Annotated in this window: 16 protein-coding genes and 6 pseudogenes; 11 read left to right on the top strand and 11 right to left on the bottom strand. The window is 37.7% G+C overall.

What is annotated here, in order from left to right; translation table 11 throughout:
* Positions 1-599 precede the first annotated feature (599 nt).
* From ACFINM_RS03970 to ACFINM_RS03985, 4 genes and pseudogenes are all read right to left on the bottom strand, one after another.
* On the bottom strand, positions 600-722 hold the full coding sequence (locus ACFINM_RS03970; protein WP_375620986.1) for a hypothetical protein: 123 nt from the start codon (positions 720-722) through the stop codon (positions 600-602).
* 126 nt (positions 723-848) lie between these two features.
* A pseudogene (locus tag ACFINM_RS03975) lies at positions 849-1,145 on the bottom strand (DUF1465 family protein); the annotation flags it as partial.
* 22 nt (positions 1,146-1,167) lie between these two features.
* Positions 1,168-1,686, bottom strand: a complete 519-nt coding sequence (locus ACFINM_RS03980) for a DUF1465 family protein (RefSeq protein WP_375620987.1) — start codon at positions 1,684-1,686, stop codon at positions 1,168-1,170.
* A 180-nt stretch (positions 1,687-1,866) separates the two neighbouring features.
* Entirely contained in the window at positions 1,867-3,009 is a 1,143-nt protein-coding gene (locus ACFINM_RS03985; protein WP_375620988.1) for an OpgC family protein, read from the bottom strand.
* 364 nt (positions 3,010-3,373) lie between these two features.
* Between ACFINM_RS03985 and ACFINM_RS03990 the strand changes: the two genes are divergently transcribed.
* Positions 3,374-4,036 (top strand): thiamine phosphate synthase, encoded by a 663-nt coding sequence (locus tag ACFINM_RS03990; protein ID WP_375640594.1) that lies wholly within the window; start codon positions 3,374-3,376, stop codon positions 4,034-4,036.
* Positions 4,037-4,347: 311 nt separating this feature from the next.
* Positions 4,348-5,085, top strand: coding sequence for a TIR domain-containing protein (locus tag ACFINM_RS03995; RefSeq protein ID WP_375620990.1), 738 nt, complete (start codon positions 4,348-4,350; stop codon positions 5,083-5,085).
* Positions 5,086-5,362: 277 nt separating this feature from the next.
* On the opposite strand, the gene ACFINM_RS04000 is transcribed toward ACFINM_RS03995, so the two are convergent.
* Together ACFINM_RS04000 and ACFINM_RS04005 are read right to left on the bottom strand one after the other, a co-directional pair.
* Positions 5,363-5,671, bottom strand: coding sequence for a type II toxin-antitoxin system RelE/ParE family toxin (locus ACFINM_RS04000; RefSeq protein WP_375620991.1), 309 nt, complete (start codon positions 5,669-5,671; stop codon positions 5,363-5,365).
* Positions 5,658-5,837: an antitoxin gene (locus ACFINM_RS04005; protein WP_375620992.1), complete on the bottom strand. Its 180-nt coding sequence runs from the start codon at positions 5,835-5,837 to the stop codon at positions 5,658-5,660. The genes ACFINM_RS04000 and ACFINM_RS04005 overlap by 14 nt, the downstream gene beginning before the upstream one ends.
* 497 nt (positions 5,838-6,334) lie before the next feature.
* Here ACFINM_RS04005 and ACFINM_RS04010 point away from each other — a divergent pair.
* From ACFINM_RS04010 to ACFINM_RS04045, 8 genes and pseudogenes are all read left to right on the top strand, one after another.
* A pseudogene (locus tag ACFINM_RS04010) lies at positions 6,335-6,699 on the top strand (helix-turn-helix domain-containing protein).
* A 364-nt stretch (positions 6,700-7,063) separates the two neighbouring features.
* On the top strand, positions 7,064-8,107 hold the full coding sequence (locus tag ACFINM_RS04015; RefSeq protein ID WP_375620995.1) for a tetratricopeptide repeat protein: 1,044 nt from the start codon (positions 7,064-7,066) through the stop codon (positions 8,105-8,107).
* A gap of 606 nt (positions 8,108-8,713) precedes the next feature.
* Complete coding sequence (locus tag ACFINM_RS04020) at positions 8,714-9,082, top strand: helix-turn-helix domain-containing protein (protein WP_375629713.1); 369 nt, start codon at positions 8,714-8,716, stop codon at positions 9,080-9,082.
* Positions 9,083-9,712: 630 nt separating this feature from the next.
* Positions 9,713-10,111, top strand: coding sequence for a hypothetical protein (locus ACFINM_RS04025; protein WP_375620998.1), 399 nt, complete (start codon positions 9,713-9,715; stop codon positions 10,109-10,111).
* 338 nt (positions 10,112-10,449) lie between these two features.
* Positions 10,450-10,800 (top strand): annotated as a pseudogene (locus ACFINM_RS04030) (helix-turn-helix domain-containing protein).
* A gap of 478 nt (positions 10,801-11,278) precedes the next feature.
* Positions 11,279-11,854: an elongation factor P gene (gene efp, locus ACFINM_RS04035; protein WP_015856958.1), complete on the top strand. Its 576-nt coding sequence runs from the start codon at positions 11,279-11,281 to the stop codon at positions 11,852-11,854.
* 11 nt (positions 11,855-11,865) lie between these two features.
* Positions 11,866-12,658: pseudogene (locus ACFINM_RS04040) on the top strand (inositol monophosphatase family protein).
* 8 nt (positions 12,659-12,666) lie between these two features.
* Positions 12,667-13,405, top strand: a pseudogene (locus tag ACFINM_RS04045) (inositol monophosphatase family protein); the annotation flags it as partial.
* Between the two features lie 122 nt (positions 13,406-13,527).
* On the opposite strand, the gene ACFINM_RS04050 reads toward ACFINM_RS04045, so the two are convergent.
* From ACFINM_RS04050 to rpmE, 4 genes and pseudogenes are all read right to left on the bottom strand, one after another.
* Entirely contained in the window at positions 13,528-14,805 is a 1,278-nt protein-coding gene (locus ACFINM_RS04050) for a hypothetical protein (RefSeq protein ID WP_375621000.1), read from the bottom strand.
* Between the two features lie 905 nt (positions 14,806-15,710).
* A pseudogene (locus ACFINM_RS04055) lies at positions 15,711-15,908 on the bottom strand (ABC transporter); the annotation flags it as partial.
* A gap of 97 nt (positions 15,909-16,005) precedes the next feature.
* Positions 16,006-16,320: an ATP-binding cassette domain-containing protein gene (locus ACFINM_RS04060; protein WP_375621001.1), complete on the bottom strand. Its 315-nt coding sequence runs from the start codon at positions 16,318-16,320 to the stop codon at positions 16,006-16,008.
* 284 nt (positions 16,321-16,604) lie between these two features.
* Positions 16,605-16,826, bottom strand: a complete 222-nt coding sequence (gene rpmE, locus ACFINM_RS04065; protein ID WP_005774581.1) for a 50S ribosomal protein L31 — start codon at positions 16,824-16,826, stop codon at positions 16,605-16,607.
* 187 nt (positions 16,827-17,013) lie between these two features.
* Here rpmE and ACFINM_RS04070 point away from each other — a divergent pair, with 187 nt between their 5' ends.
* A complete protein-coding gene (locus ACFINM_RS04070) occupies positions 17,014-18,804 on the top strand; it encodes an ABC transporter transmembrane domain-containing protein (protein ID WP_375621002.1) in 1,791 nt (596 codons plus the stop codon).
* Positions 18,805-20,743: 1,939 nt separating this feature from the next.
* On the opposite strand, the gene ACFINM_RS04075 is transcribed toward ACFINM_RS04070, so the two are convergent.
* A complete protein-coding gene (locus ACFINM_RS04075) occupies positions 20,744-21,181 on the bottom strand; it encodes a hypothetical protein (protein WP_375621003.1) in 438 nt (145 codons plus the stop codon).
* Between the last annotated feature and the right edge of the window lie 217 nt (positions 21,182-21,398).

Here is a 21,398-nt window from a genome sequence, read left to right on the forward strand (position 1 = left end):
TAGCATGACGCTATCATTATAAATCAACGCATTGATTTATAATGATAATTAATTATTTTGTATGTTGCATAAGAATCCCGAATATCCTAAAATTTTCTCATTACAAGTCTGTTTATCTTGAATCAATCAAAACCATTCTCTTACATATGAAACGTGGGATTGCCGTATAGAGTAAAACTATACAAGAAAGGACTAAAAATGCCTCTAATGAATTGTCTCAAGTTCCAAAGGCTGTTGCAACATTGGGGACTGGCAAAGATGATGATAGTGCCGGCTTTTTCCTTTGCAAGCGTAAAAATGAGAGAGGCTCAACGAATGTGAATAAGAACTGAGAGGTGTTTTTGAATATACTCATCACACCACAATGACATTGCATAGAGAGGGACATTGCATGGGGGCACAGGGAACCCATGGGGCATTCATTATATGGCACTTTATTTTGGATATTTTATTTTACGCGAGGGAAAATAACTTCCATTCAAAACAAAAGAAGCCCCAAAACTGCAACAATGTGTATCATCCTCATTAACACACACTTTACAGCAGCTTTATAGGCATAAATTATAGAGCATAAATAAATTGATGTACAAGCCCCTGCTCTATCTCAGAGCCAAAACAAAATCACACGATAGATCAACAGAAAGTGTTCCAGCTGCAATCAACCAAAGTCGATTTCCCACAAAACCAACCATACTCCATCCCATGCCATAATTCGCAATCAATACCTATCCCTCTCTCAGCTATAAGCTCAAGATATTTCCTACGCTCAAATAGAAATTAGGCAGAAAAAAGCACTCTAGTTTGGTTTTAGTTGTGAAATTTTGGTTGTAAAAAATGGATATACTGCTCTAAATATCGCAAGAAAGAAGCAAGGAGCTATTTTTCTCAGAATACCCAAAAGCTGTTTTGAGCAATTCGATTTGTTTTCCTACTGGATTATCATCTTCTAGAGCAGAGGAGGCCCCAGTTTCCCACCCAGCACGCATATAGGTTATGCACGCTTCTAAACGTAATGAACGAGAACAAATTGACGGAAAGTTTCTGGCAATTCATGCCAATGAGGGGTTTCAAGTTCCAATGTCGGTGTATGAAGTGACACTTTTACAATTTCTTTTTTTTATTTGTTCTGATGATATTTCTCCTTCGCACAAAGCAAGGGGAGTCTCTCTAAGAACGCCCAAAGGCTGTTTTGAGCAATTCGATTTGTTTTCCTACTGGATTATCATCTTCTAGAGCAGAGGAGGCCGCAGTTTCCCACCCAGCACGCATATAGGTTATGCGCGCTTCTAAACGCAATGAATGAGAAACAAATTGGCGAAAAGTTTCTGGCAGTTCTTGCCAATGAGGGGTTTCAAGTTCCAATGTCGGTGTATGAAGAGATACTTTTACAATTTCTTTTTTTATTTGTTCTGATGACATTTCCCCTTCACGCTCTGCGCGAAGAAGAAGGAGTTGAGAAGCGATTTGCATAAGTCGTGTACTTAAATACATAGCCTCTTTCGCATAAACTGCAGAAACCTCTGCCGAAAGAGAGCGTGCTACTAATTTCCCTTCTGAGTCAATATACGCTGCGGTTTTTTCAATCAGCGCCATTGTTTCTTCATAGAGACGATTAAAAGCATTTTCAAAAGCATTATGCTCAATCATGATAATAGGTTCATCATATGGACGTTTATGTACACTCACGCTTTTATACTCCAAGTATCAGCACAAAATCACACCCCTTAACGAATAGAGTATTAAAAAGTTTCTTTTGTTGCTGTATAGAACGCTTTTTTTTAAAACTGCTACCTCTTTTAATTTTTTTGCGCAACGCACTTTTTATACTAAGGTTAACGTGCCCAACAAACACTACAGGAATATTTTTTATAAACGGATCATTTTCCTTGAAAAGGACCACTGCCAAGATTGCCGTTTTTCACAATAATAAGCGACTCCAAATTGCAAAGCAATACCCGTTATTATTAAGAGGGTATCGGAAAAAAACGTTTCTGTCATCACTGTTTTTACAATTTGTCCAAACATCGCAAAAATGGTTCCCGTTACAAAGACCGGTAAACTATGTTTTCCTAAAATTGCTAAAGGATGTTTTGGAGAGACATAAAACCATTTATTGATGCGCGGCAAAGAAAGAATGAGAAAGGCTAATGCAAGAACATGGAGTAAACGTGGCAAGCTTAAAAAGGTTTTATTAAAGTTCAACAATGGGGAAGACCAGCCAAGCCACCCCAAAATGCCCCACCAATTTAAGCGAACCCATGACAGCGCCAACAAGAGATACGCTGCCGCACAAACAATCCAAAAAGACTGAAAAGCGATTTTTTTTCCTTGTTTAAGCGCTAAAGTACTGGTCAATCCTATGACAAATAAGAATTGCCAAGACAAAGGATTTAAAAACCACTTTCCCTTTAAAGGATAAGAAGGAGGAGCAATTTTATAAAATCCGCAGATAAGATACAGTGTAAAGGAGCCCAAAAGCAGCCATTTTGTCTGCTTACAACTCAAATAAAGGATAAAAGGCGCAAAAAACATCAAAACGATATAAAGAGGAAGAATATTATTATATCCCAATTGATGCCCAAAGCTTAAGGTACTCAAAAATGCGATACCAGGCTCTTTAAAAAAGAGTCCCACATTGTTCATCGATAAAAGTTTTTCTGTTCGCCATAATAAAAAGGCAGCAAAAAAAAGACTTAACGTGACAAAAGTAGTAAAAAGATATGCACCATAGAGCTGCAGAGCTCTGTACCAAAGTTTTCGGATAATAAAAGCAAAGGATTTTTGCTGTAATCGTCCATGAAAGCTTAACCCAAGAGCAATCCCTGAAAGCAAAACAAACACTTCTGCACAATCAGAAAAACCGAAATTTCTATGAGTAAAAGACTCATAGATCGTTCTGGGAATATGGTTGATGAAAATCGTCAATAAGGCCAAAGAACGAAAAACGTCAATGCGTGTATCACGGCGAAAAGATTGAGTATTATGCTCAAGAATACCTTGGTACTTCATCAGTGGACTCCCACACGTTGCACCCCCCTTGAAGTCCCATAAAATGGTGCTTACCCTTATTGCCAACAAGCATGAACAGAATGAAATTTTAATTTTTAAGAGTCAAGTTTCATTTTAAGCGTTTATTTTTTTAAAAGCAAAAGTTTTTTAAAGGCAAAAGAACGAAAAGCGTCCATACGTGTATCACAACAAAAAGGCGACATATTATGCTTAAAAACACTCTCATTTCTCATAAACAGGCTTCCACACACCCACAAATCCTTTAAATTACGTGAAAATGGTGGTCACTTTCATCGCAAATAAGCATAATAGAATGAAACTTTAATTTTTAAGCGTTATTTTTTCTAAGAAACAGGGATTTGACATGACAGAACAAAAAAATAAACCAATTGATCAACCTCTTTTCCCTCAGTTGATTTTAACACTTGATGTTCGGCGCAACACCCCAAAAACATTTTTGCAGCAAATTTTGCAAACAAAGTCTTTTGCATGCGTCATCCTCCATGATTCTGAAAAGTTGAAAGATGATAGCTCTTTTTTACAACAACAAGCGCAAACTTACGCAGAAGATATTCAACATCATGACGCAGCCCTTCTCATCGCTGATGACAGCCGCATTGCTGGGCGCATAAAGGCTGATGGATTGCACATAGAAGATGATCTTAACGCTCTTGAAAGCTTCAAAAATCAGCAAAAGGAACAAAAAATCATAGGCTTTGGCAATCTACGCAATCGCCATAGTGCTATGCTTGCAGCGGAAACAGGTGTTGATTACCTGTTCTTTGGAAAACTCGGTGCTGATAAAAAACCCCAAGCGCACCCCCGCAATCTCCAGTTAGCAACATGGTGGGCAGAAATTATGCAAACCCCCGCCATTATCCAAGCAGGAAGCGATTTTTCAACCTTTGATGAAGTCTTAAAGACTGGATGTGAATTCATTGCTGTAGAAGAAGTCATTTTGGGGAACGACAACCCCTTAATACTGCTTAAAACAATGCAAGAAAAATGTGAGAAAACCCCCTTGTAATATAGGAGGAGAATTTATAAATAAAGCGTTAACTTTCGTGCTTCTTATATAGAGCACATAACGGCATATACAAATAGGAGAAAAATTCGTTTCGTTCATTCACAATTCAATCAGATCGCTTCATCACGCAGTAAAATTTCCCATCATTTAGTCAAGTTTTCCCACGTTTCAATCAATTGAATGGAAGGTGACCGTCTCTTTTTGTGCATTGTATAAGAAAATGAAATCATAAAGCTATTTAAATTCAAATAGTTATAAAAATAAATCAACATTTTATATTAATAAACAGCGATATTGAAAGAATATAAACAGTGAAATATAGCGGCACCTTCGAAGACCTTAAAGATATAGTTAAAAAAGCTGGATATAAAATCATAGAAATTAAGTCTCTATCACTTAATTCTTCTAAAGGATATCAGATCAAAACCTCCGAAGGAGGCGTTATTAATTGGTATGAAAGCACAGGAACAATCAACGTTCAAGGCAAAGAAAACATAAAACAAAAGTTAATAGAAGATTTAGCAAAGTATATAGAAGAAACATCAACGATTCCTTCCTCAAAAACTGCCTCCAATCCTTCAAATAAAAAAATTTTTATCGTTCATGGTCATGATTGTTATGCCTTAACGGAGCTTGAAAATGTTCTTCTCAAGCTTGGTCTCGAACCATACATCTTACAAAACACGAGTGGTAATGGTTTACCCATCATTCAAACTTTGAAAAAAGAAATTTGTGACAGTTCTATAAGTTTTGGTATTGTACTCCTCACGCATGATGACATGGGTTATGCTATATCTCAAGGTGCAGAAAAAATTCAACCCCGTGCACGACAAAACGTTATTTTTGAAATGGGCATGTTAGCTGCCACACTTCCTCTTGAGAGGATTGCTATTCTACAAAAAGAAGGCATTGAAATGCTTTCAGATGTTGGTGGAGTTTACTACCTTTCTTTTAAAGAACACGTAAACGAAACATTTCCCAAACTTATTAAGCGCTTACAAAAAGCTGATTTCTCTTTTAATACAGATACAATTCATGCATTAAAGTAAATTTGAATAATGCTTATGTTTATTTTTTAAAGCGCACGCCCAAAACCACAAGACACCCCACCACATTCCACAGACACACATCCTATAGCACAGAGAAACGATCACCCCCCCCTTATTCAAACAGCAAGCGATTGTGCAAATTTTAATGAAGAGACCGCGTGTAAATTCATTACCATAGAAGAAATCATTTTAATCCCTTTGATAAACACGGAGGCTGTTGTCATGATTTTGGTAATTGTTCCAGAGAGATTTAAGAAGCAGATAGCCTCTCATTAGATTAAAGAAAAATAGGAAATTCACGTCGGGCATGTACTACAGCTACAATTTCGATTTGATGTGCAGCTACTCGATACAATATAAGGTAATTTGGATGCGCTACAATTTCTCGTAATCCTAATACCTTCTCACTCTGTCTGTATAAATATGGATGTTCTGCCAATGGCAGTACGGATGCTTCCAAAAACCTTTTCATTCGGCGCGCAGCAGATGGATTCTCGCGAGCAATATAGGTAACATCTGACGCAAATCGTCGCGCGCCGAAGACAACCAAACAACCGGAAGCATCACTTTTCCTATTCAGCTTCAAGCTGACTGATTATAACTTCCATTTCAGCCATAACCTCATCATGCGGAATAGGAGGATATGGATTTGCAAGACTGCTCGCTACCTTATCGCGCAGCCATGCAGTGTAGCTGCTTTCCTGTTCAACGGTTTCGAACTCTGAAATTAGCGGAGAAAGGGTGGTCTTCATAATATATGTCCTTTCTATTCCTGAATATTGAAGATAATTACTCTTGGCTATGTTGTCAATACTAGAGAATTGAAAATGTTTAACTTTTAAGCGTCCAAAGTTCTTTTGATCTTAAAACTTAAGGCTTTTTAACCCTCTCAAAAAACACGGGGGCTGTTGTCATGATTTTGGTAATTATTCCAGAGAGGTTTAAGAGGCAAATAGCCTCTCATTAAAAAACAAATTTTGTAAGTAAAAAACTATTTTTATTGTAAATTTCCTGAAATTACTTTATGAATTAAAAGATGTTTTGGTCGCATACGCAACGACCAAAAGGGAACTGAAAACCCTAGATCCGAGCGTAAAAATAAACCCACTCCTGTGGGTATCCCGGAATTCCGGGAGATTTTGCTATGTCCAGGTGCTTCTCAGCACTAAAAGCAAAATGCTGACTCGGATTCAGTGTTTTCAGACTCCCGGAATACTCATGCGAGGGCGCTCGCAACCGGCGGGGAAAAATGCAATCTCAAAATCTTAATATTGATCTTTTTATTGGCAAAAAAATTCGTTTGAGACGAAAAATGCTAAAAATGTCTCAAACAACTTTAGGACACGCTTTAGGTGTCACTTTCCAACAAATTCAAAAATATGAAAAAGGCTTAAATCGTGTCAGCGCAGGGCGTTTAATGGAAATTTCTGATATTTTGAATGTTCCCATTGCCTTTTTTATGCCGATATCATTACAAAACACCAGCCCCCATATCATCATGATGAAATCGCATCAAACACAGAGGAATACCTGCTGCTCAAAAGATTTAGAGTTCTAACAACGGTAAAAAAGAAAGCCTTTTTACAACTGATCTCTGATGAGAATGCAAGCTAACATCACATGAATAGCGTGCGCTATTCATAAGCATTCATACGTATTTTAAAAAGCAACCTCCATTGTAAGCATTTTTTCATTTTAGGGGGATAAGCCATTGATATAATAGAAGATAAGCATCTTTACATACGATAACCCCTCATCATTATTATTTTTAACAGGACTGTATTATTTTTAACAGAACTGTTTTAAACAGTCTGTCTCTCGTCGACATTTATGCTACTTTTTTAACTTACCCAACCCTACCTTGAACCAAGACGAAAAACTGAGAGATAAAAAGTAATATAGAAATGAGATTCTTATACGGCTTGTAATGATGAAAAAAAAATGTGAAAATTCTGATCGGTAATGAGGAGAAAACACCATGATCAAGAGAAGCGTGAAGCTGCTTATCTTAGGCGTGATTGGGCTTGCAAGTTCTGCTGTAAGTTCAGCGGGAAACACTGAAGAAATCTCAAATTCTGAAAGCTCTTTCAATACGATTCAAGAAGCTTCAAACACTCAAGAACCCTTTCAGCCCTTAAAAGCTGGAGACTATGACCAAGCCTATGACTATTACATCCAAGGTTATTATTTAAAAGCTTTTCGTGAAGCACTCCGACGTGCTGAAAAAAATGATCCTTTTGCACAAACTCTTCTTGCCCGAATTTATATGGAAGGATGTGCTGTTCCTATTGACGGTGCGCGTGCTGCTTTATGGTTTGAACGCGCTGCAAAACAGGGGGAACCCCAAGCACAACTACGCTATGGACTTATGTTGTTCGATGGTAACTTTATAAAACAAAATCAAGAACTTGGTGCGCAATTCATTCAAAAAGCTGTCAAAGCAGGCGTCAAGGAAGCCTATTTTTATTATGGACAACTGCTTCTTTATAAAGCCTCACAGGAAAAACAAGCTCTCCCTGGTGTTTCTTCCCAAAGTCGTGAAAATGAAGCAATAGAGCAAGCCTTAAAATGGTACTTAAAAGGTGCTGCTCTTGGGGATGCTGAAGCGGCTTTTTCTGCTGCAAAAATTCTTTCCTTAGGCACATTAAAGCGACCAAAAGATGATCGCAATGCCCGCAAGCTCATGGAAGTAGCAGCTCAAAACAACCACTTAAAAGCTCAACTTCATTTAGCACAATGGCTTGTACAGGGGCGTGGAGGAGAAACAGATTTTCAGCGTGCTTTTCATTTACTTCACAGAAATGCCGTCAACATGATTGCACCAGCACAGATTTCCCTTGCAAGGCTTTATCGAGATGGCACAGGAACAAAAGGCGATATAATAATGGCAGCGGCATGGTATATGCTCGCAAAGGAAGCAAAAATGCAAGCTCCTGATCTTGAAATAATGCTCCAAGGCATGGACAAGACACAACTAGAAAAAGCGCACAAAGAAGCAATAAAGCTCCTTCCTGTTTTTTAAAATACTCCTCTCTGCTTCAAAAAGATAAAATTTATAGAAATTCCGGGAGATTTTGCTCTGTCCAGGTGCTTTAAGCACTAAAAGCAAAAAGGCTGATTCGAGGTCAGTGTTTTTAGACTCCCGGAATACCAACGCGAGGGCGCTCGCAACCGGCGGGGGCTTTAAAATGCGAGCCAAAAATCTTGATAATGACATTTTCATTGGTAAAGAAAACGCACTGGTATCATTTGCTTAACAAACAATATCCAATAAGCAAAAGAGCTAGACTATCCCGAAAATTCCGCAAGCTCTATTTTTTCATTCTTTTTGCTTGGACGAAAAACACGCCGTCTCTTATAAAAAAACTATTTTTTATTGCCAAGCCTCCGAAATTACTTTACATATTTAAAGGTATTTTTGATCGTATACGCAACGATCAACGGGGATTAAAAACCCTAAGGTCCGATACATAAAAATGAACCCACTCTGTGGGTATCCCGGAATTCCGGGAGATTTTGCTATGTCCAGGTGCTTTAAGCACTAAAAGCAAAATGCTGATTCGGACTCAGTGTTTTTAACTCCCGGAATACCAATGCGAGGGCGCTCGCACTCGGAGGGGGCTTTAAAATGCGAGCCAAAAATCTTGATAATGACATTTTCGTTGGCAAAAAAATTCGTTTGAGACGAAAAATGCTAAAAATGTCTCAAAAAACATTAGGTCAACATTTAGGTGTTACTTTCCAACAAATCCAGAAATATGAAAACGGCTTAAATCGTGTCAGCGCAGGGCGTTTAAAAGAAATTGCCGATATCTTAAATGTTCCACTTGTCTTTTTCTATGCGGACACCTCAGCAAAACAACAGCTCCCATACCCTCATGATGAAATCGCATCAAGTACAGAAGAATACCTGCTGCTCAAAAGATTTAGAGTTCTAACCTCGATAAAACAAAGAGCCATTTTACAATTACTCTCTGATCAAAATGAAAGCTTTTAACATCATGACATAGAGCACTACACTCTCTGTTCTTAACTTGCCTCCCACCCCTCAAAGGACAGAAGCCCCTTCCCTATCCGGTTGGGAAACAATCCGTCTTCTCAGAACAGAACTCTTTTAGCTTCCCATTTTATGTGGTTCATTTCACAAAATTATCCGGACAAGCTCCCCCTCAAATATTCACCACACACTCTCATAAAAACATCACATGTGCAAAGTTTTATGTCTTATAGCACCACACCTCAAACGATAGTATTTAAAAAAACAGAATAAACATTCATACGTATTTAAAAAAAGATAGCCCTTAAAAAGCAATGCTTGAAAATTTTTTTGATCAATCTGGAATAACACTTAACACATCATTTTATAATAGAGATGGAGGACATGATCTTAACATGCAAACGCAAAAAATTGCTTTTTTATCATAATCACTAAAAGCAGCAGTTTATTAAAATATACGCCACCAGAAGCACTTCAAGCAGCCTTTACAGCTGAAACCATTATTCATTGATTAATTAACCGATTGATTAGATACCGATATGTTGTTAATGTGCTATGCGTAAAGTTGCTCTTATTTCTGGAAGAGGAGCTTCGCAAATAAAGAGCAACAATAAGTAAGGGGAATTAAAGATGTTAAAATATTTATTGCTGTCACCGGTTGTGTTGGTGGCTGGTTGCGCATCTGTAGGCAGTTATTCATCAAATTATGTTGATCAAAGTCTTACAAAGCGTCAGGCACAATTAGTTGCTAACAAATTTATTAGCGGTAACAAAGGGTTTTTACCACCAGCTACAACCACACTTCTTATAAAGAAAAATAATACAGCAGACAACTTTACTCCTTTATTTATCAATCTGTTGCGACGGAATGGATATAATGTGATCTATACAGATCAACCTCAAAAGCAACAAAACATGGGTGTGAATTTGAGTTATAGAATAAGATTAAATAGTAGCACTATAGTGTCTCTTTTTCAGTATAACGTGAACGGAGAGCCGCGTTCTTATATAAATACTCAGCCCAGATGAACCCGCTATTTAATGTAAACATACTCTATATTTTACACGTAAAGACTTAAAAGCTCTTGCGAAAGGCAAAGAGATTTGCACCTCAATAAAAAACCTCATTTTTAGCCAGAGTGGATAAATTTTATTATAGATTGTGACAATACAAAATAATGTAAATTATAGCTTTGAGATTTAAGAAAAGAAGAATACTAAAAATAATGAAAATGCCCCACACCCTAGTGAATTGTTACGCGAAGATGTAAATGCAAAACTTGGACTATCTGTGATTGAAGCAGCTGAAGAGTTTTCTATATCCCGTGTAGCATTTTCTAGGGGCTTGGTAAAATCCTTATAACGACATTTTCAGTGGCAAATTCATTGGCAAAAAAATTCGTTTGAGACGAAAAATGCTTAAAATGTCTCAAAAAACATTAGGTTAACATTTAGGTGCCACTTTCCAACAAATCCAGAAATATGAAAACGGCTTAAATCGTGTCAGCGCAGGGCGCTTAAAATAAATTGCCGCTATCTCAAATGTTCCACTTTCCTTTTTCTATGCTGATATCTTAACAAAACAACAGCCCCCATACCACCATGATGAAATCGCATCAAGTACAGAAAAATACCTGCTTTTAAAAAAATTTAGAGTCCTAACCTCGATAAAACAAAGAGCCTTTTTACAATTACTCTCTGATCAAAATGAAAGCTAACACCCCGCGATAACACACACCACGCTCTATCCCATGAGACACTCATAATAAACTCCGTATTCACATATTCTTAATTAAAAACACCTCATGGTTTTAGGGAACTTATATCATTACCATCAATTATATCATTGCCATCAATGATGATATTTTACGACACAACGGGATAAATTTCCCCCAAAATTCTAAAAAATTTTTGTGCAAATTTTTAAAAAGCTTGCGTCTGAGCGCTTTTTATGGTCTTGCAAAGAGCTGAAAAGCAAAAATACATAAAGGTTCTTTTTTACTTAAGCTTTTCTCTTTGCAAAAAGCAGGAGAAAGCCCATAAAGAGCACACAGGACCATGAGAGAGCAGCAAGGTTAATCAAAGGGATTTTAGCCCGAAAATAACAAAAGAGCTTGACCGTTAAAGGCAGCAAAGAAAAGCGCCATAAAGACAACAAGAGAGTTCTTTTTGCAAGAATAGAATTGGATAGAAACGATGAAAATTAATGGCAATGAAATTCGCCCTGGTAATGTGATCGAACATCAAGGAAGCTTATGGGTTGCTGTTAAATGCAACGCTGTAAAACCAGGAAAAGGTGGTGCATTTAACCAAGTTGAAATGAAAAATTTGATTGATGGTACAAAACTTAATGAGCGATTTCGCGCTGCTGAGACAGTTGAACGCGTGCGCCTTGAACAAAAAGATTTCACCTTTCTTTATCAACAAGGGGATGCTTTGGTCTTTATGGATTCAGAATCTTATGAACAACTAGAACTTCAAAAGGATTTTGTTGGTGAACGTGCTGCTTTTCTCCAAGATGGGATGACTGTCACAGTTGAACTTTATCAAGAAAAGCCTATTGGCATCTCACTTCCTGATCAAGTTGCTGTCACGATTGCAGAAGCCGATCCTGCCATCAAAGGACAAACGGTTACCTCCTCTTATAAACCCGCCATTCTTGAAAACGGAATTCGTATTCTTGTTCCCCCCTTTATGAATGCTGGTGAACGTATCATTGTAGACACCAATGAGTTGATTTATTTGCGTCGTGCAAATGAAAAAGATAAATAAAGGAATAAAAAATGGCCCATTCTGCAGTCATGAATGTCATGGTGCAAGCTGCAATGAAAGCAGGACGCTCGTTGGTACGTGATTACGGTGAAGTGCAAAATTTGCAAGTGTCTTTGAAAGGACCAGCAGATTATGTCAGCCAAGCAGATCGCAAAGCGGAAAAAATTATTTTCAATGAACTAAGCAAGGCGCGCCCCAAATTTGGTTTTCTGATGGAAGAGTCAGAAGAAATCATTGGAGAAGATTCACAACACCGTTTTATTGTTGACCCTTTGAGATGGCACCACAAATTTTCTCCATGGCATTCCTTTTTTTGCTGTTTCCATTGCCTTAGAAAGCCAAGGAAAAATCGTTGGTGGTGTCATTTACAATCCCGTGAATGATGAACTCTTCACCGCAGAACGCGGGTGTGGTGCTTTTTTCAATGACCGCCGCTGTCGCGTTTCTGCTCGACGCAGACTAGAAGATTGTGTCATTGCCACAGGAATGCCTCATTTTGGTCGCCCAAATCATGGAACCTACCTTATTGAATTACGTAATGTGATGGCAGAGGTTGCCGGACTTCGCCGTTTTGGGGCTGCTGCTCTTGATTTAGCTTATGTGGCTGCTGGAAGAACCGATGGCTTTTGGGAAGATAACCTGCAAATTTGGGATATGGCTGCTGGAATACTGATGGTTCGTGAAGCCGGTGGTTTTGTCACCGATAAAGAAGGCGGCAACAATATATTTCGCAAAAAAAATATCATTGCCGGCAATGAACACATTCGCCTAAAATTAGAAAAAACCCTCAAAAAAGGCATTTAGACCTCAGAAAAGATCTAGCAGATGACCTCAGCCAAGCAGATCGCAAAGCGGAAAAAATTATTTTCAATGAATTAAGCAAAGCGCGCCCCAAATTTGGTTTTCTGATGGAAGAGTCAGAAGAAATCATTGGAGAAGATTCACAACACCGTTTTATTGTTGACCCTTTGAGATGGCACCACAAATTTTCTCCATGGCATTCCTTTTTTTGCTGTTTCCATTGCCTTAGAAAGCCAAGGAAAAATCGTTGGTAGTGTCATTTACAATCCCGTGAGTGATGAACTCTTCACCGCAGAACGCGGGTATGGTGCTTTTTTCAATAACCGACGCTGTCGCGTTTCTGCTCGACGCAGACTGGAAGATTGTGTCATTGCTACAGGCCCATGCCTCATTTTGGTCGCCCAGGTCATGGAACCTATCTTATTGAATTACGCAATATAATGATGGAAGTTACTGGACTGCACTGTCTTAGCGCTGCTCTTGAGTTTATCTTATGGTACCGCGGGAAAAACCGATGGTTTTTGGGAAGATAACCTGCACATTTTTAATAAAACTACCAGCATACTAATGGTTCGCAAAAACGGTGGTTTTGTCACCGATAAAGAAGGTAGCAGCGATATATTTCGCAAAAAAAATATCATCACAACAAAACGCCCCAAGAAGCAACAACGACATCAGAAGCCAACATTCTCCCCTACTTCTCTTAAGAAATCACCGCCTACACAGCAAAAAAGATTGACTATAATTTAAAATATCCCCTCTCTGCTAAGGGCTATCACATATGCCTCTCATAGTTTTCACCTCTACATGACAACAGAAATTTTAGCAAATCCATTGATTTATACAGCCATTCCCCCCCCTTCATTTAACCATTATCTCAGATAGTCTATGAAATACTCTCGAGATTTATAGTAACAAAAATCTTTGTTTTCCAAAATTGCTTTCTGCATTTCACTTGCAAGCTGCTCTTTATCTTTTTCAATAGCCTCTTTCAGCGCCTTTATCTTCTTATCCCCAAAGATAACTTTTAATTTTTCTTTTAACTTTTTTTCCTCAACAAGCTTCTCCCAAAAGATCAATCGGTTATCGCATTTCTCATTTGATGATTTCATCCACTCTTTAACGCCTAATTTGTAAGCTTCTTCAAATGTTGGTATCTTTTCATCAAGGACTAGGTCTTTTTTCTCTTCTTTATCTCTCTCTTTACAAACCTCCATTGCCCTTTCAACCGTAGAGTAACAACAACTTTTATCAAAGGCAATATATCCTTCTTTCACCGTATCAATAAGCATCTTATAGTAAATGAAAGTTTCTCTTGCCGTCTTATAATCACTGGAAACATCATACAATAAGGATAGAAGCTCTCTTTTACAAATGCACAGTACACTACTGTCACCAGGCATACTCCCAAATCCTCCCAGTTTTTTTAGCGTTTCATATTCAGTATATTTAGGTATGTCTTCAAAGTAAATTTCCAGAGATGCTAAGTCACGATAGAGCCCTGAAGCTTTATCCTTTTGTTGCTGTTCGTATTCAGCTGTAATCATATCATCAATCATATATAACCACCAATGAAACAACAGCATTGTAGGCTTATAGCGCTTTTTTTTCGTCAAAGGATCCACAAACTTTCGTAATGTGACACCATTCTGTCTCATGAATCGCACAACTTTAGGATAAGTTTCTTTAAAAATTGGACGCATCATTAATTCATTTATTTTTTTGATATGTTCATCAGTAAATTCTACTTCCAGCGCCTTTTCATAGAGAAAAAATATATCTACATATCCTTGAGCACAAATATCTTGTACCATTGGATGCTGCTGTTTTTTAGATTCATAAGATTCAGAAATGTATCCAATTTTTTTTATCTCTAATATACTCCTTTCCCATTCCTTTACTTCTTCATCCCATTGTTTAATCCATTTTGGCGATATTTTTTGAGTTTTTTTAACAAGCCTTTGTTCCCATTGTGCAATAATATCTTGGTATATCGCGCACTCTCGATCTTTTAGCTGCAGTAATTTTTCAAACTGTTCAAGTTGTTCATTTAATTGCTTTTTCTGATAATTTGCTAACCAAAGACTATAGATTATGCTCCCTATTATAACTATTCCTACTATAACTATGAAAGTATCGTGATCACTCATTCTTGCTTTCTTTTATTTTCACCAATATTTAACGCAGCTCTTTTATCGATTTCTCAATATTGTATCATTATGTGTACATATGATTTGAAAATCACTACATATTATATTTTAATAAAAACAACACACAAAATATAGATATTTTTATTGGTAAAATAAAACAATTTGTATTTAATTGTACTGCTCTAATGATTTATGCACTTTTAAGAAGAGCTTTATAATTCTTAAAATGCACTCCCACAATATTGGTTCAAAGTACTCAAAAGCCTAACACAGCAAAACATGGCTGCGTGCTCACCTTGTTTTATAAAATTGATAAAAAGCGTCTCTCTGCTCATTTATCGGCTCTTTTTTAGTAAAGCGACATCATCATACACTTTCCTAATCCCCTCAATATTACTACAGCCCCTAAAACTTGGGACGCTTCATGAAGAGGACTTATTCTTTCTTTAAGTATTTTTACTTCACGCAATCTTCCCTGCTTGGTATATGCAAGAGACATGGTTTTGACTAATGCAACATAATCAAATTTGAAACGAGAAATTCCATGTAAGATCTTTCATGAAAAACAATGAGTTATCCTTATAAATCAACGTGACAGTGCTGTTATGAAGAGAACTCCTCGCTCATCTTAATAGTCCATAGCGATTTAACTGGATATCGTTTTATATTCTATACACAGAAGTGTCTTTATAAAAATACTTCATCTCAGGCAAAAAAAAAAGAACAGCCTATTAAAAAAGAAAAACATCTCAATGCTTGCCTTTCTTTTTTCCATGAGAGTTTCAAATTGATAAGCCTGTCTGAAAAGAGTGCTGTTTATGCCCTTAAAAATACTGCTCTTGTATCAAGATCACTTACTCAGATGAGAATTGCAGTTTAGCCAAATGCGCATAAACATTATTTTTTTATAATGAGTTGTGTGTTCCTTCTTCCACAAAAGCGCCTTTATCTATCACGAGAATACGATCAGCTTTTAAAATTGTTGCCAAACGATGGGCAATGACCAAGGTTGTACAATTTTGCATCAATCCTTCTAAGGCATTTTGCACTAACTTTTCACTGTTTGCATCTAAAGAAAATGTTGCTTCATCAAGCAGCAACATTTTGATTTATAATAATAATTCATTATTTTATAGGTTGAATGAGAATCCCGAATACCGTAAGATTCTCTCATTTCAAACCTGTTCCATGGTGAACCAATCAAAACCATGTTTTTTGCACGTACCAAGCGGAGAGAGCCCACGTGAATAAAAAACTATTAAGAAAGAACTTAAAATGCCTATAATAAATTATCTCAAGTGCCAAGGGCTGTAGCAACATCCACGAGTTGGCAAATATAATGATGGTGCCGGCTTGCAGTAAGAGGGCTGCATTTCTTAAAATCGCGCGTGCAATACCAATGCGTTGTTTTTGCCCCCCAGAAAGCATGGTACCACGTTCTTCTACTTGCGTATCCAAGCCATCTGGTAAAGCTTGAATAAATTCAAATGCATTGGCCGCTTTAGAAGCGGCCAAAATTTCCTCTCCATGGGTATGTTCAGTTCCAAAAAAGAAGAAAAGTTTACAATTATTTTATTTCAAGTCTTTATACTCTAGGGAAGAAAGGATTTATGCATATATTCAAAATGATTTTTGAATTTAAAAACGCAACCACAATGATTTATAAGTATTTAAGACCCATCTGTTTATGTCGGATGCGTTTTTGAATTAATATTTAAAGTGCACTCTTTGATAGGATAAAAAACTCATCGTTTGCAATCGATTTGTTTAAAACCTTTGTACCCCATAAAAGGAGGCTTTTACATGCCAATATTACCAAAACGATTTTTGAATTTAGAAAGACGACCACCACGATCTACGAGTGTTTGGGAGCCACCTGTCCATGCCGGATGCGTTCTTGGATCAATATCTAGATTAAGAGTATCGCCTTCTTTTCCCCAAGTAGAGCGCGTCGTATATTGGGTTCCATCCGTCATAACAACGGTAATTTTATGATAGTTGGGGTGAATATTCGCTTTCATGCGTCAAACCTTTTGCGTTTATAGAATGAAATAGCACTTGCTTGTTTTTTTAAGTGCACTTCCTTTGTCTTTTTGATACATTGATTTAAAGTATTTATTCCTATAACTGAGCACGCATCAAAAAACAAGTGTTCAAGATACATCATTGTATCAAGTGTTACAAATCCAATACAGTGAGCAAAATTTTATGACATTACGTTCTCGTTCAGAAAAATCGACAAAGTCTTCCCCTAAAAAATCTTCATTCTCTTCGCTTGCAATTTTTGTTCCTTATCTTTTGCGCTATCGTTGGTTGTTTATCTTTGCTTTTCTAGCGTTATCTGTTGCTGCTCTAGTCACATTAGCTTTGCCTGTGGCTATCCGCCAAATGTTTGATCATGGGTTTTCTACTTCAAGCCATGGACATATCAATTTTTACTTTGGAATTTTGTTTATCTTAGCCTTGTTTCTCGCATTTGCTTCAGCAGCCCGTTATTACTGTGTTATCACCTTAGGAGAACGGATTGTTGCCGATTTACGGCGTGATGTGTTTGTCCATATTATGAAACTTTCTCCTGCTTTTTTTGATCGGTCACATTCAGGAGAGATTGTTTCAAGGCTTCTAACAGATACCACACAAATAAAATTAGCTGTGGGCTCTACCGCCTCTACCGCATTGCGTCAGCTGATTATCGTGATCGGAGCCGTCGTAATGATGGTGATCACCAATGCTAAATTGTCTTTGTTGGTTTTAGCTGCTATTCCTGTTGTGGCCATTCCCTTAGTAGTCTTTGGACGTAAAGTTCGCTCTCGTACCCGCGCGGCGCAAGATCGTCTCGCAGATGCCAATGCTGTTGCTACAGAGCAGGTAAGTGCTATTCGCACTGTGCAAGCTTTTACCGCTGAAAAACTCGTTACAATACGTTTTTCACAATTGATAGAACGTGCTTTTCAAACAGCACGTGCTTCTGTAATCTTGCGCTCCTTTTTTACGGGGTTTGCAATTTTTTTGGTTTTTAGCAGTGTGGTTGCTGTTTTATGGATTGGATCGCGTGATGTTTTGAATGGAACGATGACAGGAGGGACATTAGGGCAATTTGTCCTTTATGCGGTTTTTGGAGCTTCTACTTTTGCGCAATTATCGGAACTGGGAGCAGAATTAATCCAAGCAGCCGGCGCTGCTGAACGGCTTGCCGAATTGTTACAAGAACAACCTACTATTGTAGCTCCTAAAAATGCTTTATCATTAGAGCAACCTGTTCGAGGTGAACTTGTTTTTGATCAGGTTGATTTTACCTATCCTTCTAGACCACAAGAGAAGGTTTTACGCTCGCTTTCATTTTCTGTAAAAGCAGGCGAAACGGTTGCTTTTGTTGGGGCTTCCGGAGCAGGAAAAAGCAGCATTTTTTCTTTGATCCTTCGTTTTTATGACCCGACAAATGGAACAATTCGGTTGGATGGCATAGAAATTAATCGCCTTTCTTTACAAGATTTACGTAGTGCAATTTCCTATGTTCCACAAGATGTTGCTATTTTTGATGGAACATTGCGTGATAATATTATTTTTGGAACTGAAAATACCCATGAAGAAGAAATCCTTGCTGCTGCTAAAGCGGCTAATGCACTTGAATTTATTCAAGCTTTACCAGATGGCTTGGATACGCAAGTAGGAGAACGCGGTACCATGCTTTCTGGGGGGCAAAAACAACGCATTGGTATTGCGCGGGCAATTTTAAGAAATGCACCCTTGTTGCTGCTTGATGAAGCAACATCTGCTTTAGATGCGAACAGTGAAAAGTTGGTGCAAGACGCCTTAGAAGGGTTGATGCAAAACCGCACAACCTTGGTCATTGCACATCGTTTGGCAACAATTTTAAAAGCAGATCGCATTCTTGTTATGGATAAAGGCGCCCTTGTGGAAGAAGGAACCCATGCCGAACTTGTGGCAAAAAATGGCGTTTATGCTTACCTCGCAAAACTCCAATTTTCACCCGAATAAGTAATCTTGATACAAGAGCAATATCTTTAAGGGCATAAACAGCACTTTTTTCAGACAGGCTTATCAATTTAAATCTCTCATGGAAAAAAGAAAAGCAAGCATTGAGATGTTTTTCTTTTTTCTGCGCAAGATGGAGTATTTTTATAAAGACACTTCTGTGTACAGAATATAAAATAATACCAAGTTAATCGCTATGGGCTATTAAGATGTGCAAGGAGTTCTCTTCATAACAGCACTGTCACGTTGATTTATAAGGATAATTCATTGTTTTTCATGAAAGATCATGAATACCATAGGATTTTCTCATGTCAAACCCTCATAGTGAATCAAACAAAATCTCTTGGCTTGCTCATCACAAGCAGAGTTGGCGTGTGGAGTAAAACGGTACAAGAAAGGAATGAAATACCTCCCTTGCCCCTTTACGTTCTAAGGGCTGTCAAAACATTGGGGCGCTGACAAAAGAGTATACGCTGGCAAAAAGTATAATAGGTGCTCGCTTTCTTGAAGCCTTTATGCGGGCTCACTTGATAGGCTCTAGGGACACAAGCACTACCCTAAAGACTGACCACACTCTTTAAAAAAACTGAATATGAAAAACTTTTCATACCCTCTCTCACCGCTATAAATAATAGTGTTTACCGAAAATCATGACAAATTGTAATTCACAAATACGCTTCTCTCTATTGCAAGAATATCCTTTTCTTCTCTTTCAAAAAAACGAACACTTTTTGAACACTGTTTGCAGATCCATATTATTGAAAAAGAGCAAAGACTCTTTTAGCACTTTTTGGCTTCTTATAACTTTGTGAGAGCACATGAGCAACAGCTTTTATAATAAACTGGCTTTTGGCAAAATTGTAAAATTTTACCAAATTTATTGTTTTTAAATATCACCACGACCACTGTTCTGCTCTTGCAGACACGCAACCTCAAAACAACGTCTCTTTGCTCACAAATCGTCTCTCCAGCTCTCTCTTTCAGTCATAGCCCATAAAATAAGGATAGAGTACTTCGATTGAATACCATCTTCTCACCCCCTCCAAGCCCCATATATTTTACAGCCCTCAACTTTATAGCACCCCCTGTCGTGCTTTAAGAAAGCATTTTAACGATGATAAGAACATGTACAAAGAGGATATATCTTTAGGGTATTTATGTTTTAAAGCTTGCACTAAATCATAATTTTTTTTGTATAGCGAGCCAAGCATATGCAGAACTGACACCCTAACCATTTCAAACCATGCAGCTGTTTCAGGAACAGATAAGCCAAGTTCTACGATTATATCTTCAACCACGAATTCACCGAAGTACGGAAGATTTTCACGATTTTTTAGCGCTCCCTCTTCAGTGATCCTCTAGATAATTAACTCATTCAGCATCTATACCAGCAAAGCGAAATATTACGTGCTAATTTTCCTTTACATTCATTAGCCAAGCCCCCTCAAAATAACCTTTTAGTGAATAGAGCTAAAAGGATAAGTCTTCAAAACCATTTGGTGAGATAGCTATATCAAGAGCACCTAAAATACGCCTTAGTTTCTAAGAATAGGCAACTTCCCCCTTTTATCGTATCAGTCTTGTAGAAGGCTTTAAACCCTTTATCTTCAAATCAATAAATCATAATTGGATTATATTGCATAAAGATGCTTTTTCTCATTTTTCCATTTAACACACGATAAGTTACCATTTAGGCACGATGAGAAGCTTTCCCCTTATATCATACATGAGAAAAACAAAATAAGCCGTTTGAGTGTCTTAAGGTCAAGGATGCCGATAGGCGCAATTTGTAAAGGGTTACCTTGAGGCTTAAGGACCCAAAGCTTGTTAGTCCCTTCATTAAACGCGGGTTTGATGTTATGATTTTGGAGAGCGATTATTAAGAATTTGAGAGGCAGACAGCCTCTCATTTTGATTTGTATGCAAACGAATTGCACCCTATTTATTCAGGGAGAATAAGAACATACCCAGGAGGTGCTAAACGGAATAAGAGAGCATCGTAACCCCAACTAGCAGACAGGCAGCAAATAGAAGAAACGCCTTCAAGAATTGTTAAGAGTAATGCGAACGATATACCGGCTTCATCTGCTGTTGCGTCACGGCGTTCTAAGAGGTATCCGACAAAAAAGAAAAAGCACCCTATTCCACTCACCGACCCAAAGACTTTTAATGCGGTATGAACCGGTCCACGTATGTTGAGCAAGATAATAAAAATTATGAAAGTAAATACTGTAAAGATCCCTTCGAATACCCCACGCACCATATTGCACAATTTTCGCATCATAATTGCAGAAAAGCTCTGTTCTGCGTATTGATTTTTTCTTTTGATGCTTGTATTCTTAGAAGATATACTGTTATTTTTAGAAGATATACCGTCCACAACTCCCCCCGTTTTAAGCCAAGATGCTATGAAGTTAATTACTTTTAATTATATCATCAAAAAATACAAGAAAAATTTATCCATTTTAACGAAAAAATAGGTGTTTTATTGAGGGGCAAATCTATTTTCTTTCGCAAGAGTTATTCAATTCGTTCGCCAATAGAAAGTCTACCCCCATTGAAGAAGAAGCTACCCTGATGCAGAAAAGCTTCATAAG

Source organism: Bartonella sp. AA168HLJHH (assembly GCF_042197365.1).
Lineage (GTDB): Bacteria > Pseudomonadota > Alphaproteobacteria > Rhizobiales > Rhizobiaceae > Bartonella.

Coding starts and splice junctions, on each gene's coding strand:
- rpmE (WP_005774581.1), bottom strand. CDS start 16,826: ATGAAAGCGAATATTCACCCCAACTATCATAAAATTACCGTTGTTATG.
- ACFINM_RS03985 (WP_375620988.1), bottom strand. CDS start 3,009: ATGAAGTACCAAGGTATTCTTGAGCATAATACTCAATCTTTTCGCCGT.
- efp (WP_015856958.1), top strand. CDS start 11,279: ATGAAAATTAATGGCAATGAAATTCGCCCTGGTAATGTGATCGAACAT.
- ACFINM_RS04025 (WP_375620998.1), top strand. CDS start 9,713: ATGTTAAAATATTTATTGCTGTCACCGGTTGTGTTGGTGGCTGGTTGC.
- ACFINM_RS04015 (WP_375620995.1), top strand. CDS start 7,064: ATGATCAAGAGAAGCGTGAAGCTGCTTATCTTAGGCGTGATTGGGCTT.
- ACFINM_RS04070 (WP_375621002.1), top strand. CDS start 17,014: ATGACATTACGTTCTCGTTCAGAAAAATCGACAAAGTCTTCCCCTAAA.
- ACFINM_RS04020 (WP_375629713.1), top strand. CDS start 8,714: ATGCGAGCCAAAAATCTTGATAATGACATTTTCGTTGGCAAAAAAATT.
- ACFINM_RS04005 (WP_375620992.1), bottom strand. CDS start 5,837: ATGAAGACCACCCTTTCTCCGCTAATTTCAGAGTTCGAAACCGTTGAA.
- ACFINM_RS03990 (WP_375640594.1), top strand. CDS start 3,374: ATGACAGAACAAAAAAATAAACCAATTGATCAACCTCTTTTCCCTCAG.
- ACFINM_RS04050 (WP_375621000.1), bottom strand. CDS start 14,805: ATGAGTGATCACGATACTTTCATAGTTATAGTAGGAATAGTTATAATA.